The sequence below is a fragment of the Ligilactobacillus sp. LYQ135 genome (assembly GCF_053711055.1).
On the sequence record NZ_JBSJYT010000002.1, the window covers coordinates 81,351 to 96,775 of the forward strand.

Annotated in this window: 16 protein-coding genes and 1 pseudogene; 6 read left to right on the forward strand and 11 right to left on the reverse strand. The window is 31.2% G+C overall.

Features of this window, described 5'->3' with window-relative positions; translation table 11 throughout:
* Positions 1 to 71: 71 nt before the first annotated feature.
* The 3 genes from ACWCL1_RS02295 to ACWCL1_RS02305 are packed head-to-tail and all read right to left on the reverse strand — an operon-like array spanning position 72 to position 3,270.
* Positions 72 to 1,439, reverse strand: coding sequence for an RsmF rRNA methyltransferase first C-terminal domain-containing protein (locus tag ACWCL1_RS02295; RefSeq protein WP_454545321.1), 1,368 nt, complete (start codon positions 1,437 to 1,439; stop codon positions 72 to 74).
* Positions 1,440 to 1,484: 45 nt separating this feature from the next.
* Positions 1,485 to 2,465, reverse strand: coding sequence for an ABC transporter permease (locus tag ACWCL1_RS02300; protein ID WP_454545322.1), 981 nt, complete (start codon positions 2,463 to 2,465; stop codon positions 1,485 to 1,487).
* A 46-nt stretch (positions 2,466 to 2,511) separates the two neighbouring features.
* Complete coding sequence (locus ACWCL1_RS02305; RefSeq protein ID WP_454545323.1) at positions 2,512 to 3,270, reverse strand: alpha/beta fold hydrolase; 759 nt, start codon at positions 3,268 to 3,270, stop codon at positions 2,512 to 2,514.
* 130 nt (positions 3,271 to 3,400) lie between these two features.
* Between ACWCL1_RS02305 and ACWCL1_RS02310 the strand changes: the two genes are divergently transcribed.
* Positions 3,401 to 4,210 (forward strand): Cof-type HAD-IIB family hydrolase, encoded by an 810-nt coding sequence (locus ACWCL1_RS02310; protein ID WP_454545324.1) that lies wholly within the window; start codon positions 3,401 to 3,403, stop codon positions 4,208 to 4,210.
* Positions 4,211 to 4,248: 38 nt separating this feature from the next.
* Here ACWCL1_RS02310 and ACWCL1_RS02315 read toward each other — a convergent pair whose 3' ends face one another.
* Positions 4,249 to 4,437: a 2-hydroxymuconate tautomerase gene (locus ACWCL1_RS02315; RefSeq protein ID WP_454545325.1), complete on the reverse strand. Its 189-nt coding sequence runs from the start codon at positions 4,435 to 4,437 to the stop codon at positions 4,249 to 4,251.
* A gap of 172 nt (positions 4,438 to 4,609) precedes the next feature.
* Between ACWCL1_RS02315 and ACWCL1_RS02320 the strand changes: the two genes are divergently transcribed.
* The 4 genes from ACWCL1_RS02320 to ACWCL1_RS02335 all read left to right on the forward strand — a co-directional run bounded on the left by ACWCL1_RS02320 (position 4,610) and on the right by ACWCL1_RS02335 (position 9,166).
* The gene (locus ACWCL1_RS02320; RefSeq protein ID WP_454545326.1) at positions 4,610 to 5,362 is read left to right on the forward strand and encodes a gamma-glutamyl-gamma-aminobutyrate hydrolase family protein; all 753 of its coding nucleotides are present in this window, start codon (positions 4,610 to 4,612) and stop codon (positions 5,360 to 5,362) included.
* Positions 5,352 to 6,629 (forward strand): APC family permease, encoded by a 1,278-nt coding sequence (locus ACWCL1_RS02325; protein ID WP_454545327.1) that lies wholly within the window; start codon positions 5,352 to 5,354, stop codon positions 6,627 to 6,629. The genes ACWCL1_RS02320 and ACWCL1_RS02325 overlap by 11 nt, the downstream gene beginning before the upstream one ends.
* Positions 6,630 to 6,757: 128 nt before the next feature.
* Positions 6,758 to 8,194 carry a C69 family dipeptidase gene (locus tag ACWCL1_RS02330; RefSeq protein WP_454545328.1) on the forward strand — a complete coding sequence of 479 codons (1,437 nt, stop codon included), beginning with the start codon at positions 6,758 to 6,760 and terminating at the stop codon, positions 8,192 to 8,194.
* 15 nt (positions 8,195 to 8,209) lie between these two features.
* On the forward strand, positions 8,210 to 9,166 hold the full coding sequence (locus ACWCL1_RS02335; RefSeq protein ID WP_454545329.1) for a hypothetical protein: 957 nt from the start codon (positions 8,210 to 8,212) through the stop codon (positions 9,164 to 9,166).
* Between the two features lie 650 nt (positions 9,167 to 9,816).
* Here ACWCL1_RS02335 and ACWCL1_RS02340 read toward each other — a convergent pair.
* From ACWCL1_RS02340 to ACWCL1_RS02360, 5 genes and pseudogenes are all read right to left on the reverse strand, one after another.
* Positions 9,817 to 9,999 (reverse strand): LysM peptidoglycan-binding domain-containing protein, encoded by a 183-nt coding sequence (locus tag ACWCL1_RS02340; RefSeq protein WP_454545330.1) that lies wholly within the window; start codon positions 9,997 to 9,999, stop codon positions 9,817 to 9,819.
* A 234-nt stretch (positions 10,000 to 10,233) separates the two neighbouring features.
* Positions 10,234 to 10,554, reverse strand: coding sequence for a hypothetical protein (locus tag ACWCL1_RS02345; RefSeq protein ID WP_454545331.1), 321 nt, complete (start codon positions 10,552 to 10,554; stop codon positions 10,234 to 10,236).
* A gap of 666 nt (positions 10,555 to 11,220) precedes the next feature.
* Positions 11,221 to 11,409, reverse strand: a pseudogene (locus ACWCL1_RS02350) (hypothetical protein); the annotation flags it as partial.
* Between the two features lie 45 nt (positions 11,410 to 11,454).
* Positions 11,455 to 11,673: a hypothetical protein gene (locus tag ACWCL1_RS02355; RefSeq protein WP_454545332.1), complete on the reverse strand. Its 219-nt coding sequence runs from the start codon at positions 11,671 to 11,673 to the stop codon at positions 11,455 to 11,457.
* A 26-nt stretch (positions 11,674 to 11,699) separates the two neighbouring features.
* Positions 11,700 to 12,269, reverse strand: a complete 570-nt coding sequence (locus tag ACWCL1_RS02360) for a phage tail domain-containing protein (RefSeq protein ID WP_454545333.1) — start codon at positions 12,267 to 12,269, stop codon at positions 11,700 to 11,702.
* An 835-nt stretch (positions 12,270 to 13,104) separates the two neighbouring features.
* Here ACWCL1_RS02360 and ACWCL1_RS02365 point away from each other — a divergent pair.
* Positions 13,105 to 13,479, forward strand: coding sequence for a tyrosine-type recombinase/integrase (locus tag ACWCL1_RS02365; RefSeq protein WP_454545540.1), 375 nt, complete (start codon positions 13,105 to 13,107; stop codon positions 13,477 to 13,479).
* Between the two features lie 74 nt (positions 13,480 to 13,553).
* Here ACWCL1_RS02365 and tsf read toward each other — a convergent pair whose 3' ends face one another.
* Both tsf and rpsB read right to left on the reverse strand, forming a co-directional pair.
* Positions 13,554 to 14,429 (reverse strand): translation elongation factor Ts, encoded by an 876-nt coding sequence (tsf, locus tag ACWCL1_RS02370; protein ID WP_454545334.1) that lies wholly within the window; start codon positions 14,427 to 14,429, stop codon positions 13,554 to 13,556.
* A gap of 107 nt (positions 14,430 to 14,536) precedes the next feature.
* Positions 14,537 to 15,331 carry a 30S ribosomal protein S2 gene (gene rpsB / locus ACWCL1_RS02375; protein ID WP_454545335.1) on the reverse strand — a complete coding sequence of 265 codons (795 nt, stop codon included), beginning with the start codon at positions 15,329 to 15,331 and terminating at the stop codon, positions 14,537 to 14,539.
* Positions 15,332 to 15,425 lie beyond the last annotated feature (94 nt).

Consider the following 15,425-nt stretch of genomic DNA (forward strand, 5'->3'; position numbering starts at 1 on the left):
TAAGTTTGGGAGCACGATTATATGGATATAGAAATAGAGGCTGGACTTACGTCACAGCCTCTTTTATTTGTCTATTTTCTAAAGCGAAGTCCTTTAGGTATGAAATTCTTAATAGTATTCCCTACTAGTTTTCCAAATGAGAAGCCTTTCTCTTCACAAATTAACAAATACCATCCATTTGGTAATGATTGTTCAATTTGAAGCGTTTGCCCTGTCATATAAATTTCCCATTGCTCCTTAGAAATCGTAATTTTCCGTTCAACTTCTAGTGGACTTAACGCTAATGCCAAGGCATAACTAGGTTCAAACCGTTTTTTCTTAAATTCTCCTAAATAAATTCCAGGACGCATAAACTTCAGTTTAGAAATATCTGGCCAGTCTTGTTTATATAAATACAAATGATTATCATATACTTTTAAGTCTTTTTTTGAAATATTAGGCCATGTTGTTCCTAATTCATTAGTTAATTTTTTTAAATATTGCAGTTGCTCATTTGTAATGTTTAAACTATTTTTCCCCTTTTTCTTTGCTTTTTTCGTTCCAATAATTTTTTCTTTTAGCTTCAACTTAGCAACAAATTGTCCTTCTCCCTTAAAGTGATGTGGCATTAGCCGAACTGTTTTAGTTAATTCTAAATTTCCATTACCAAAATCTGGATTTCCTGCATCCATTCCTGCATATTTCGAAATATCAACTAACTCAAATTCTGGATAATTTTTCAAAATCCACTCGACCACCTGTTCATCTTCTTCCGGAGCAAATGTGCAGGTTGAATAAATCAATTCTCCTCCTGGTTTTAACGTCTTAATTGCTTCTGTCAAAATTTGCTTTTGACGAATTGCACATTCAGTTGGATAATTTTTATGCCAATACTTAACTGCATTATGATCTTTACGAAACATTCCTTCACCTGAACAAGGTGCATCTACCACTACTTTATCAAAAAAACTAGTAAATGTTTTTGCAATATTTACAGGTTCCTCGTTTAATATAATGACATTATGTGCCCCAAAACGTTCCAAATTTTCTACTAAAATTTCTGCTCTTTTATGATTAATTTCATTACTTACTAATAAGCCACTGTTTTTCAATTGTTGAGCAATATGCGTTGATTTTCCTCCAGGAGCGGCACATAAATCAAGAACTTTATCGCCTTCTTGAGCATTAACAACTTCTCCTACATACATCGCACTAATATCTTGACTATAGACATATCCGCTTTGATGTTCTAATGAATTTCCTTGGATTGCTCCATAGTATCCATTTTTTATAAATGGAATTGGGTTATCTAAAGAATACTTAACATTTTTAAACTCATATTTTAATGAATTTAATCGAAATCCTTTTTCAACATCGTGATCTAAGCTTTTAAAAAAATCATTAGCTTGATCTTTCAGTAAAATTTTGTACTTATTGATAAAATCTTCTGGTAACTTCAAAATAAAATAGAAGTGACAAATGTCACTTCTGCTCCTTTCTTAATTTTACATCTTAATATTAATTTTATTGACCTTATTCTTAACTGTAAAGTAGAAAGTTATACTTGTTGCGCCAAATAAAATTAGAATGAATGGAATTAATTGCGAGTAAGTTGTTAATGTAAATGCCATTGTTCCAATCAATATTCCTACAATCGATCCTATACCCGTATAAGTAGTATATGAACGCCATTCGTTAAAAATTACTCTCCGTTTATCCCGCGTTGCAAATATTTCTGCACGGTAATCTTTTGTACCAGCAATTGACCACAAAAGAATTCCTGAGAATTCAAGAATAATCAAACCAATTAAACCAATAAATTGCATTGGGTGATTTGTAATCCATGATCCGCTTTGAACAAATGTATTTTGCTTAGCAATTTTCTTAACACTTGCAGCATTGAATGTTTTCTTTAATACTTTAGCTGATAAATTTTCACGACCATCAATTTTGATAATAAAGTCATTAGAATATAAATTCTCCATTACTTTACGTCCACCCGCAATAAAAATTTGATCATCTAATTTTGTATTGGTTTCATCTCCCATTATTCCCACTACCGGAATGTAATAATCATCAAAATGCAAGTATGCTTGATCTTTAGGCTTATACAATTTTTTTTGTAAATTTTGACCTACTACTGCAATATTTACAATTGAATCAAAATCATTTTTTGAGAAAAATGAACCTGAAACCATTGGTGGTACCGGAAAGTTACCTTTCCCATAAAAATATGTAACATTTTGATCTTTTTTAGATTGAAAATGAACCTGAACATCATTAATTTTTGAACTATTATTAAGTTCATCAGTAAACTTACTTAACTTCTCATTGGTTTTTAAATTAATTTGATATGCATTTGCAGTTAAGTTGTGATTATCAAGTTGTAATACCAAATCTCGTTGATTAATTTTTGAAAAAATAAACACACAAAAAAAGGCTAGTAATGCAGTATATAGTATCGTTATCAAATTCTTTTTTGCCATTTAGCTTTTACTTCCTAACTGATTAAAATATCCCCATAACCCCCCTTTAATCTTCAAAATATTCACCAAATTTATTTGCCATTTCAACTGTTTTTTCATATGGAACTTTATGCCCAGCTCCATCAGTTGTTGTCATCGTAACATTTTTAGCATAATCTTTTCCTTGAATATGATCAAAGAATTCTTTAGTTAAATTATATGGCACCATCTTGTCAGCAGTTCCATGCCAAAAATGAAGTGGACGTTGCGCAATTTTTTCTGGATTTAAAGATAAATCAATTTGATTTAATCCTGCTAATTGCTCATGAATATAATCTTCTGGAATTTCTTCTATTCCAGGTAAATTATCGACTAACATTTTAGCAAATTTTACAGGGCTTGGCGTACCTTCTAAGCATACAGCTGCTTTGATCCATGGATAAACTGTAAATAATGCGCATGTAGTAATTCCACCCATCGAAAGACCTGCAGCACCAATTTTTTGTTCTTTAATCAATCCTTGATCTGCATACCATTTAACTAAAGTTGGAAATTCTTCAATTGATTTTTCAATAATTTGCCAAAATTGCAATTGATGCTCTTTAGCAGGACCATTTTCTTCACGTTCGCCATGAAACAATGCATCTGGCATTACGATCCGAAATCCTTTTTTAGCTAACTCATATCCTTGAGTTAAATTATTTTCCTTTCTTCCCATCCATCCATGATAAAAAATGATTAAAGGTAAGGCCTCATTTTGTTTTTCATCTTCTACTAATTCTAAAAATGGAAGTTTTTGATACATTTTATGTGAAATAGTAATCATTGAAAACGCTCCTTTAAGTTAGTTGATTATATATTATTATAACCCAAATTTGTAAATAAACTCTAGTAATTCCTTGAACTTTGTGGTAGTTTTAAATTAATTAACTAATAAAGATGATCGGAGAATAAATATGGAAAGAAAATTAATTGCCTTAGATCTTGATGGTACTACGCTTAATAAAAATTCTGAAATCAACTATAAAACTAAAGAAGTGCTCCAAAAAGCTCAACAAGCTGGTCATATTGTTACAATTGTTACTGGTAGACCTAATCGTAATTCTGTAAATTACTATGATGAACTTCAGTTAAAAACTCCCATGATTAATTTCAATGGCTCCTTAGGCCATATCCCCCATCAAACCTGGGATAAAGAATATGAATTAACATTTAATCGTAAAATTGCATTTGATATTCTAAGTGAAAAAGATAATTTAGGAATTAAAGTAATTGCTGCTGAAGGCAAACATCTTGCTTTAGCTGATGTTCCTAATCATATTTTAGATGGGTACTTTCCAAATGCATTAAAATCAACGGATATATTAAATCAAATTAATTTACAACAAGATCCAACTTCAATGATGCTTTTAGTTGATACTGATAAGAAAGACAATATCGTTCATCAATTAGAATCTAGCTTTGGTGATCGCATTACAGTTGACGTTTGGGGTGGTCCTAACCCTATCTTGGAACTTTCTCCTCGAGGTGTAAATAAGACATATGGTGTTCGCTATTTGGCACAACATTATAATATTGACAAGAAAAATATTGTAGCCTTTGGCGATGAACATAATGATGCTGAAATGCTTAGTTATGCTGGGTGGGGGGTTGCCATGAAAAATGGTACAAATCAAATTCGAAGTCTTGCAAATGATGTGACTTCACTTGATAATGATCATGATGGAATGGCATATTACCTAGAAGATTACTTAGGTTTAGCATAAATAAAAAACAGACTGAAATTCAGTCTGTTTTTTATTTATTATTTTTCATCGCTCTTTAAAACACCACCAACAGCGTAACGATCTTTTCTCATTTCATTAAGAACAACATGAACATGTTCGGCTGGTGCTCCTGTATTCTTAGTTACGGCAGTTGTAACATCTGCTACTAATTGCTTAAGTTGTTCTTGAGAGCGACCTTCAATCAATTCAATATGTACTAACGGCAATTTTTGTGCTCCTTTCCTTTATGCTACAGTTTATCTTAACGAATTCAATCAAATTTTGCAATTTGATTCTAACAAATTACATTTGTTAACATAAAATTTTTTCATATCTATTGCACTTATTTTTTGTAAGTTGTAAAATTAATGTATTATTTTTTAGAAAGGACTGTTATTAATGGAAAGAAAACCAATCATTGGAATTTCTGGAAGCGTTATTGTTGACTCTGGTGCTCCTTTCCCTGGATACCATCGCTCATATGTTAATGATGATTACATTGATTCTGTAGTTCAAGCAGACGGAATTCCTTTTATTATTCCGTTTAATACTGATGAAAAGGTTATTGCAGATCAAATTAATCAAATTGACGGCTTAATTTTAAGTGGTGGCCATGATGTTGACCCATTGAATTATCATCAAGAACCACGCCAAAAATTAACAGAAACTTTTCCTCAACGTGATTTTTTTGATCTCAAATTAATTGAATTTGCTGAAAAACGAAATTTACCCATTCTCGGAATTTGTCGTGGAGCACAAATTTTAAATGTATATCATGGTGGTACAATTCTTCAAGATTTAAGTTATGCTGACCATGAATTAATTCAACATACTCAACCTGGAAATCCTACTAATCAGACTCATACAGTTAAAGTTCAACCAGATTCTTTATTTGCTCATTTATTTGATAATGTGACAATTACAGTTAATTCATTCCATCATCAAGTCATTGATCAACTAGCTGATGAGTTTAAAGTTGGTTTAGTTGCTTCCGATGGTGTCATCGAAGGATTTCAAAATCAAAAATATTCTAATTTAGAATTTGCAGTTCAATTTCATCCTGAGATGCTTCATCGCATTAATGAAAATGCCAAAAATATTTTTGATTTAATTATTCAAAAAGCGAAAGAGAGTTTAAGTGATGAAAAATAAATTAGGCTTACTTAGTATTATTTTATTAGGAGTTAATGCCATTATTGGATCTGGAATTTTCCTTTTACCTAATCAAGCATACTCATTAGTAGGAACTTCTAGTTTGTTCGTTTTTCTTTTTGATGCCTTGTTGGTTATTACAATTGCTCTTTGTTTTGCTGAAGCTGCTGGATTATTTACAAAAGATGGAGGACCTTATGTTTACGCTAAAGAAGCATTTGGTAATTTTATTGGATTTGAAGTTGGCTTTATTAAATGGATTATTAGTATGATTGCATGGGCAACCATGGCCAATGGATTTGCGACTGCCCTATCGCAAATTTTTCCAGCTTTAAATAATCGCTTTGCTCAAATTATGGTAATGTCCACTGTGATTATTGGATTATCATTAATTAATTTATTAGGTGTAAGTTTTTCTAAAATTATTAATAATCTTGCAACCATTGGCAAAATTATTCCATTAGTGCTATTTATTGTGATTGGAATCTTTTTCATTAAAGGTAGTCATTTCCAACCAATTGTTCCTGCTAATTTTAATAGCACAAATTTTGGCGCTGCTGCCCTTCTAATTTTTTATGCTTTTACTGGATTTGAATCAATTGCAGTGGCTTCTGAAGATATGGAAAATCCACAAAAAACATTGCCAAAAGCAATTATTTTGGTAATGACAGTTGTATCTATTTTCTATCTTTTAATTCAAATAGTTTCAATTGGTGTTTTAGGTACTAAATTAGCTTCCTTCACTACTCCAATTCAGGCTGCAATGACACAATTTATGGGAAATGGCGGAATGATCATTGTTGCATGTGGTGAATTGATTTCAATTGGTGGTATTAACATTGCTTCATCATTTATTACTCCTCGTTCAGCTATAGCATTAGCCGACGATGGGTTGCTACCTAAATTTATGAAGAAACGTTCTCAAAACAATGTTCCTTTCTGGGCCATTATTGTAACGGCAGCAATTACTTTACCAATTGCACTTTCTGGATCATTTACTACATTAGCTGCAATTAGTGTTGTTTCTCGTTTTGCACAATACTTGCCAACATGTCTTTCGATTTTAGTATTTCGTAAAACTAAAAAAGATGCTGAAAGACCATTTAAAATTCCATTTGGCCCAGTCATTCCAATCATTGCTATTTTAGTTAGTATTTGGCTACTTTCAAAAGCAAGTTTGCATAACTTAATTTGGGGATTTGGTGGCTTAATTATTGCAATTCCATTCTACTTTATAATGAAATTTTTAAATCGAAAAACAAATTAAATTAATTAAAGGTGTTTAAAGATAAATTATTCTTAAACACCTTTTTCTTTGTCAGATTAAAATTTTTAATTTAAATCAAGAATTGATATAATTATTAGTAAGAAATTACTTAGAAATGGGGTTTTAAAATGTTTAGTAATCGTCAAACTTTATCTGCTTGTACCAGCATTTTAGTTGGAAAAAAAGCAACCGCTGATGGTTCTACTATGATTGGACGAAATGAAGATTGTCGTAGTGCTTGGCCTAAACATATGATCGTTCATCCTCATCTGGAAAATATTGAAAACAATCACTATTCTTCACCTGATAAAGATAATCATTTTTCTATTTCACTGCCTGCTACTCGTTTTAAATATACTGCTACCCCCGAGTGGACGAGTGAATTTGGTTCTTTTGAAGAAGATGGTATTAATGAATATAATGTCGCAATGAGTGCTACTGAAAGTGCATATGCTAATCGTCGTGTTTTAGGGTTTGATCCATTAACTGATCATGGAATTGCCGAAGAAGCAATGATCAATGTAGTTTTACCTTACATTAAATCTGCGCGTGAAGGAGTGAAACGCTTAGGTGAAATCATTTCTTCTCATGGAGCCGCTGAAGCCAATGGGATTTTATTTTCTGACAAAGATGAAGTCTGGTATATGGAAATTGGTTCTGGGCATCATTGGGTTGCACAAAGAATTCCAGATGATTGCTATGCAGTTGTTGCTAATCAATTAGCTATTCAAGAAGTTAATTTTAATGACCATGACAATTTCATATACTCAAAAGGAATTCAAAGTTTTGTTAATAAAAATCACTTAAATACTGCTAAAAAAGGATTCAACTTTAGAAATATATTTGGAACTCACTCATACTCTGATGAAATTTACAATACTCCACGCGTTTGGGACGGTCAACGCATTTTAAATCCTGAAATCAAACAAGATCCAATGAGTGAAAACTTGCCGTTCATTCGAAAAGCAAGCCGACTCATTCATCGTGATGATGTTGAAGCTGTTTTATCTTCTCATTTTAAAGAAACAAAGTATGATCCACTTGGAAATGGTTCTGAAGAAGATAAGAAGAAATTTCGGCCTGTTAGTTTAGCCAAAACACAGGAATCACATATTTTACAAATTCGACCAAATGTTCCACATAATCTTGCTGGGATTCATTGGCTTGCTTTAGGAGTAACTGCTCAAAGTGTATTTGTTCCATTTTATGCTGCAGCTACCGATGTACATCCTGCCTATAAAGTTGGTACTAAGAATTATTCACCAGATTCTGCTTACTGGATTTATAAACTAGTCGGCGTTTTAGTTGATCCGCACTACTTGGAATTTGGTAAATTATTATCTGATGCTCAAGATGACTTGTATGCTCAATATACTAACCTAATTCAGGAAACTGATAACCAAGCACGTCAATTAGATAATAAAGAACAAGTTAGTTTCTTAACTAAGCGAAGCATTCAGTTTCAACAAATTGGAATCGATCGCATGCATCAATTAACAAGCCAATTAATTACACAAGCTACTGATATGTCGCTTTTAAACTTTAAAACAGATCTAAATTTATAAGGAGTTTGTTATTAAATGAAAGTTACGCAAATTAATGGTGCACGTGGATTAATTTTAAAATCATCGATTAAAAAAGTTATTATTGATTCTGATGTAGAAAATGCTAGTGCATTTAAAGACGTTGTTATTACACACTTATCTTTAGACACTTTAAATATTATTCAAAGTAATGCATCGAAATATCGCCGGATTAATCTTAGTTATGATTTAATGCTGTTACTTCAAAAACTATGGCGTAATCATATTATTAAAAAACCAAATGTAATGCCTAAATTCAGAATTTTGCCAACGGGTTATTCTACTACTTTAGGATTAGAATTTAAAATTACTGCTTTTGACAGTGATGATGGTTTAACGGGATCGATTGCAGTTTTAATTGAAGATTTATCGACAGGTGAAAAATTAGGTTATGTTCCTAATTTTATTACTCAAGGACAACATAAAAATCGCATCAAAAAATGGAAACGAATTTTTAAAGAAGAGCAATTAAGCCAATTTGTTTCATTTAATTCTAATATCAATCAAAATGCAACTAAAGTTACTTGCACTGAAAAAAATATTCAAGATCAAATTGAACAATCGATCAATTCTGATCACCAGGATCTACAAAAATGGTTAAAGCCTTTTAATCCTGCAAGATTGTTAAAAATCAATGAATTAGCAACCGCTAATAATCAAAGAATGATCTGGATTAAAAAATATGCAACATTTTTAAATTACTACTATTCAGATACGGCATTTTCATTTGTTGCTGAAGAATCGTCTGAATTGAATCCTGAGCAAATTGATTCTAATTTAATTGCAATTCCAGAAACTGATTTTACTGCCGATGATATTATTCAACAAAAAGATCCTTATCCTTTAGCTGACCAACTTGAAAAATATCAAAGTCAGTTTTTAAACTCATTACCTAAAAATGATTTTCTTGAAATCATTCGTCTAATTGGTGCTCAAGAATCGTACTTAATTTAAAATACTAAAGAGGTTGTGATAACTGATCACAGCCTCTTTTTTAATTCATTTGTATATTCCTTTTTAACTTGTCACCTAATTTCCTTATCAATTAAATTAGTTGGAACATAAATTGTTCCACTAAACTCTGAAAAATTATTTTTACTAAAATTTTCAGCTATTTTCTTAAAAATAAACCGTTTAATATGGGTATTATCATTTAGATATGAGTTATTAGCATAGATTTCCTGAGTTGTTCTCCAACAAATATAGATTTCATTTTGATTCAAGTGTGTCCATTCAGTACAAAATTTATGATTCTTAAAATTCATAGTTATATACATTATTCTCACTTACTTTATTAACTTACAAATTAACTGTATCAAAACTGCCAATTCATGTAAAAGTTTACAGAATTGACGCAAAAAAGAGCAGTAAAATAAAGTAACAAAGCTTAACACACTTTCAATAATTTTATAAAAAACAAAAAAACTCCCACCTTTATAGTGAGAGTAAAAAGTAAGTAATTAATTTATTAAAATAATTCTGCTATATAGTATAGGTTTTGTCATTCACAGTCAATTAAAAAATCCACATATTTTATCTAAGTAAAATACATGGATTATGCTGATAGAAAGTAAGGTTTTGTAAAAATTTTAAGTGTACTCTAATTATACATAGTGCATTAACAAGTTATCGTTACTAATTCTATTATTCTTTGCTAAGTAACTTGTTGATACACCCAATTTACTAGCAATTCCACTTAAAGTATCGCCAAACTTAACAGTATATGTTCTAGTGTTTGAGCATGCTTGACGAGTACCATATTCTTCTCCACCTACTTGCACAAACATAACGATAATTACCACTATAACTCATGTATCTTAACCATAGTATTCCCACGTATTTATATTTTTTGACTTAATCTAAAATACTCATATTTTATTACCTCCTTTATAAAACATAATTAAAGTTCGCTGTGCCCGAGATAGTGCCACTTGGTTTGTTTGATATACATTAATTACTATCTCAAAGGTAGCATTCTGAATAAGTTATCCAAGTTGTTGTATCAAATAGCATCAAGGGCCTCACATACCTCCTGCTATTATTTTAGGTTCAAAAACTTCTGGAATAAAGAAACCGTATGACTCATTAGGATTTAGATTAATAAAATTACATTCAACCTGTACTATTCCGTTACTTTTTATCAGTTTTATTGTACTATTACCATTCTGTAGTAATTGAGTTTGAGGTTTAAGACTTTCATTAATTTTATTAATTTCGTCTTGATTATTTTGGATACCGTTATTGATTACTGTATTAAAACTACTAGATAAATCTTTATTTTCATTTAAATAATTATGTAAAGAATTATTATAGTCTAAAATGGGTTTAGCGGTATTGTCCAACTTTGCTTGACTTTATTGAGTGTCAGACAAAGGATAAGTGGCTGTCTGTGTACTCTTAACTTGAGTAGTGAGGTCTAATTCAGGTATGTATTATAAGTGTTCTTATCTCTCCAATATCTATATCCTCATTACTAGGATTAAATTATACCTGTATACTGGGTGTCTGCATTATTAAACCTGTTATCTGATACAGGATACTTATTAATAGAGTCGTCATCAGTAACATAAAATGGATTAAAGGCAGGTTTACTATCACCGCTACTACCTGTGTCTGCAATACAATAAAGTTTATTAACCAAATTAGTAGAGTCATAGGTAAGTTTATTTGATTTGTATTTCCTAAATAAGTAATGACCTTACCATTATCAGTGTAATAATCATTTGAATTGTATACCTTTATCTTCTTGTTATCAAAAGTAATAATCACATTACTCCAAGTACTAGTTATTTTAGAAAGCATGTCTTGATCGTTGCTATTACCCAAGTTTTCGATTTGTTAATTATTAAAATTTTCATGAACTTACCAAGTGTAACCAAAACCATTGCTACTCAGATAAAAAGAAAGTATATCATTAACAGAACCTATTTTAGTACCTGTGTTTGATTTGTGTTGGAATACTCTTTGTACTTCATAACCAATGTGAGTTGCGGTTACTTGCGTTGTATTCAGTGAGTTAGTATAAGTAGTAGATTAATTTGTTTAATAATAAACTCTTGACTTCGCCACATAACACTGTTTTGAGATTTAGGCAGTGAAAAAGCAACACTCTTATCGTCATAAGCGTTGAATTGTGATTGCCACTGATTTATAGTTTTAGTCTCTTGGAAAGTGTCAGAAAGCACATTGTTTAAAAGTTCAGAATGATCTTTCTTTTAAATTCATCTAATTACATCTCCCTATTAAGCGATATAAACGAAAGGAAAGCTAAATGTAATATCGCTACCATCTGCACCCGTAATAGCAATATCATTTGCTCCCTTATCAAGTTGAATATGTCCAAAATTAGTGTCTTTACTGTAAGGATTACTATTAATTAACAAAGTATTATTACCATTACCACTCTTTTTATATGTCCAATTTGAATTATTTATATTGTTTAATTGTGATATTATTTCCACTAAATTTAACCTGAATAGAAAGTTTATCATTCTGCAAATAAGAGAATACCAATGTTTAATGAATTGTATATCGTAAAATTATTAGTATTAGAAAAATGATATTGTAATGGATAGTTATTAGAGATATTCATTCCATAGCTCCATTCAGATCCTTTATCAAGATTACTAATCTCATCACTATTACAGATTGAGTAAGCTAAGCCACTAGGATTCGTAAAGACAGTCCTTGCACTTCCTACTTTTGTTGGAGCAATTTGAAAAAATATAGCTCTGTAATAATAGACCTTATTAGGTGCAGTATTACATCTTATTCTAATAATTTCTTTTGTCATAAAAAATCTGTATATATCATGCTTTGCTAAGTCAAAGTCTTTCCAATCGTTAAATCTGATTAAAAACTTCAAATTAACTGTAGTTTTATCAAATTGAGATGTAGTATAAATCCTTCCATTTACTCTTGTTATGCTTTGGTAGGAGTTAGTGAAAGCTGATTGCGTTGTCAATTTCACGAAATGTAAATCTGGTGTAGTTGTATTAATATTAATCTCATCTTGATTACAAACTTTAGCCTTTAACCAATATTCATTAAGACTCATATTCCTGCCTCCTTTATTGATTTTATAACGAATTTTTTTAAAAGAGCACAAAAAAAGACAGCCATTAAATGACTATCACAAGTGTAAAACGATATACTTTCGTACAATCTTCGTTAAAAAAGGAGTAGTAATGTGCACTTATTAAAGTGCATTTATAGTATATCATTTATAGCATGGAAAATCAGCATAATAAAAACAGTTACTTAATTACAAGCAACTGCTAAAATTATAGTTTACTTACTATATATAATAATGAACCATAATCATGACTACAGTTACAGTATAACACAAAAAAAGACAGCCATTAAATGACTGTCTGGAAAAGCTTAGTATAATCTTACCTAAACCGTAGGGTCTACTACTATGTTTAAGGTGTAAGACAATTAAATTGCCTTGAGTGTAAAAACAACAGATAAACGACTAAATATCTCGTAAAGAGGTAATTTGTACTATAAATTAAATAGTACACTTTTAGTGTAACAAAGGATTAAAACGTTTGATAGTTATTTATTGACTGGTTTCTTTGCATTTATTTATAGAAAGCGTTGAAATTATCGCCACCACTAGCTTTGTTTAGTTGTTCCTGATTAACGCCAAGAATATTTGCGACTAATCCAATTAGGATATCTAATTTAGCCTCTACATTACTTTCAGAAAGTATTTGATTATCTTGGACTAGATTTATATGGTAAAGCAGTAAGGATGCACAAAAAAGTTTCAAATCAAGAGCAGATGCAAAAAAGTATCTAAAAGAAAAGCAAATACTGCTTTTGATAAATTAACACGATACAATAGAGTATTTAAATCTAATTTAAGTCATGTTAAAGTAACAAGAATAATTAACATTGACGATATTACCCTAAAGGCAATTCATGATTATAAGGAATATCAGATTAATCAAAATAAAACAATTAATGATAGTTATTTTATCTTTATAACTGACAAAGGTAATTTATATAACTCAACCAACTTAATAAGTTGGTTAAAAACTATTTATAACCATTGTCCTGAGGATTTACCAAGACTTACTAACCATAATTTTAGAAAAACTCATGCAAGTTTATTATTACAGTCAGGAGTAAGCGTAAAATATATACAAAAAAGGTTAGGTCATAAAGATATTAAAACTACTCTTAATATCTATACACACCTAACCTCTGATATGGAAAGCCTTAACCTACAAGAGTTTATGGATTATCTAAAATTTTAAAATAGTCCAACTTTTAGTCCAATATTTGAAAGTTGGTACTCTAAACCCTTGATACTACTGGGTTTAAAGTCGTCTTACTTAATTTGTGACATAACTTCATCAACAAAGTTATTTTCTTGTTTTTCGATACCTTCGCCAACTTCATAGCGGTAGAATGCTTTCACTTTGCCACCTTTTGAAGCAACAAATTGACTTACTGTTTGGTCACCATCTTTAACGAATGATTGGTCATCTAATGAAATTTCTGAGAAGAACTTCTTCAAACGACCTTCAACCATTTTTTCAATGATTTTTTCTGGTTTACCTTCATTTTTAGCTTCTTCTGTTAGAACTTCTTTTTCATGAGCAACTTCTTCAGCAGGAACTTGGTCACGGTTTACATATTTAGGATTAATTGCAGCTACGTGCATTGCAACATCTTTAGCAGTTGCTTCATCAGCACCTTCTAAAACAGTTAATACAGCAATCCGACCACCGTCGTGTAAGTATGCACCAAAATTATCGCTATCTTCTTTTTCAACTACTTTGAAACGACGTAATGTGATTTTTTCACCAATAACTTGTGTTGCTTCAATAAATTCATCATTTAAAGTACCTTTATCTGTACTTATAGCTAAAGCAGCTTCTACATCAGCTGGTTTTGATTCAGCAATTACTTCAGCAGTATGCTTTACTAAGCTTTGGAATTTTTCGTTTTGAGCAACAAAGTCTGTTTCGGCATTAACTTCAACAATTGCAGCAGTGTTACCTTTTACAACTACACTTGCTAAACCTTCAGCAGCAACCCGATCGCTTTTCTTAGCAGCTTTAGCAATTCCTTTTTCACGTAAAAAGTCAATTGCTTTATCCATATCACCATCAACAGCAACTAAAGCTTTTTTAGCGTCCATCATACCAACGCCTGTTTTATCACGTAATTCTTTAACTTGTTGTGCAGAAATCTTTGCCATAGAACTACATCCTCCTAAAATTTCAAAATTATTTATTAACACTTTAAAAAACTGTCTCAAAATAAAAGGCTTTGCGCCCACATTTTGAGACAGCCAATTATTATAAACTATTCAGCATCTGTATCGTTGTCGCCTTCAACTGCTTCAACAATATCTTCAATTGAATCTACTTGTTCGTCATCATTTTTAAATGATTCCTCTGTAACGTCTTCTTGATCTTCACCTTGACGACCTTCAATAATAGCATCTGCCATCTTAGAAGTGATTAAACGAACGGCACGAATAGCGTCGTCGTTTGATGGAATCTTAACGTCAATTTCGTCTGGATCAGCGTTTGTATCAACCATTGCAACGATTGGAATATTTAATTTTTGAGCTTCCTTAACGGCAATGCGTTCTTTACGTGGATCTACGATAAAGATTACATCTGGAATCCGTGGCATATCTTCGATTCCACCAAGGAATTTTTGAAGACGATCGCGTTCCTTAACTAATAAGGCAACTTCTTTCTTTGGAAGACGTTCAAATGTACCGTCTTCTTCCATCTTCTTAATATCTTTCAAGCGTTTGATCCGTGTTTGGATTGTGTTCCAGTTTGTCAATGTACCACCTAACCAACGATGGTTGACATAGTATTGACCTGCACGTTTTGCTTCTTCTTCGATTGCATCTTGAGCTTGTTTCTTTGTACCAACAAATAAAACAACGCCATCATCAGCTGCAACATCTTTCATGAAGTCATATGCTTGATCGATTAACTTAACAGTTTTTTGTAAGTCAATGATATAAATTCCATTCCGTTCTGTGAAGATATACTTCTTCATCTTAGGATTCCAACGACGTGTTTGGTGACCAAAATGTACACCAGCTTCAAGTAATTGTTTCATTGTAATTACTGACATTACAATACCTCCAAAATAGTTTTTTTCCTCCCCCATGTTCAATTGATTTGGCACTTAATAAGCACTTCCAAATCTATCGCATGAGGTGTGAATT

Coding starts and splice junctions, on each gene's coding strand:
- ACWCL1_RS02300 (WP_454545322.1), bottom strand. CDS start 2,465: ATGGCAAAAAAGAATTTGATAACGATACTATATACTGCATTACTAGCC.
- ACWCL1_RS02305 (WP_454545323.1), bottom strand. CDS start 3,270: ATGATTACTATTTCACATAAAATGTATCAAAAACTTCCATTTTTAGAA.
- ACWCL1_RS02310 (WP_454545324.1), top strand. CDS start 3,401: ATGGAAAGAAAATTAATTGCCTTAGATCTTGATGGTACTACGCTTAAT.
- ACWCL1_RS02320 (WP_454545326.1), top strand. CDS start 4,610: ATGGAAAGAAAACCAATCATTGGAATTTCTGGAAGCGTTATTGTTGAC.
- ACWCL1_RS02325 (WP_454545327.1), top strand. CDS start 5,352: ATGAAAAATAAATTAGGCTTACTTAGTATTATTTTATTAGGAGTTAAT.
- ACWCL1_RS02330 (WP_454545328.1), top strand. CDS start 6,758: ATGTTTAGTAATCGTCAAACTTTATCTGCTTGTACCAGCATTTTAGTT.
- ACWCL1_RS02335 (WP_454545329.1), top strand. CDS start 8,210: ATGAAAGTTACGCAAATTAATGGTGCACGTGGATTAATTTTAAAATCA.
- ACWCL1_RS02340 (WP_454545330.1), bottom strand. CDS start 9,999: ATGTTTGTGCAAGTAGGTGGAGAAGAATATGGTACTCGTCAAGCATGC.
- ACWCL1_RS02360 (WP_454545333.1), bottom strand. CDS start 12,269: ATGAGTCTTAATGAATATTGGTTAAAGGCTAAAGTTTGTAATCAAGAT.
- tsf (WP_454545334.1), bottom strand. CDS start 14,429: ATGGCAAAGATTTCTGCACAACAAGTTAAAGAATTACGTGATAAAACA.
- rpsB (WP_454545335.1), bottom strand. CDS start 15,331: ATGTCAGTAATTACAATGAAACAATTACTTGAAGCTGGTGTACATTTT.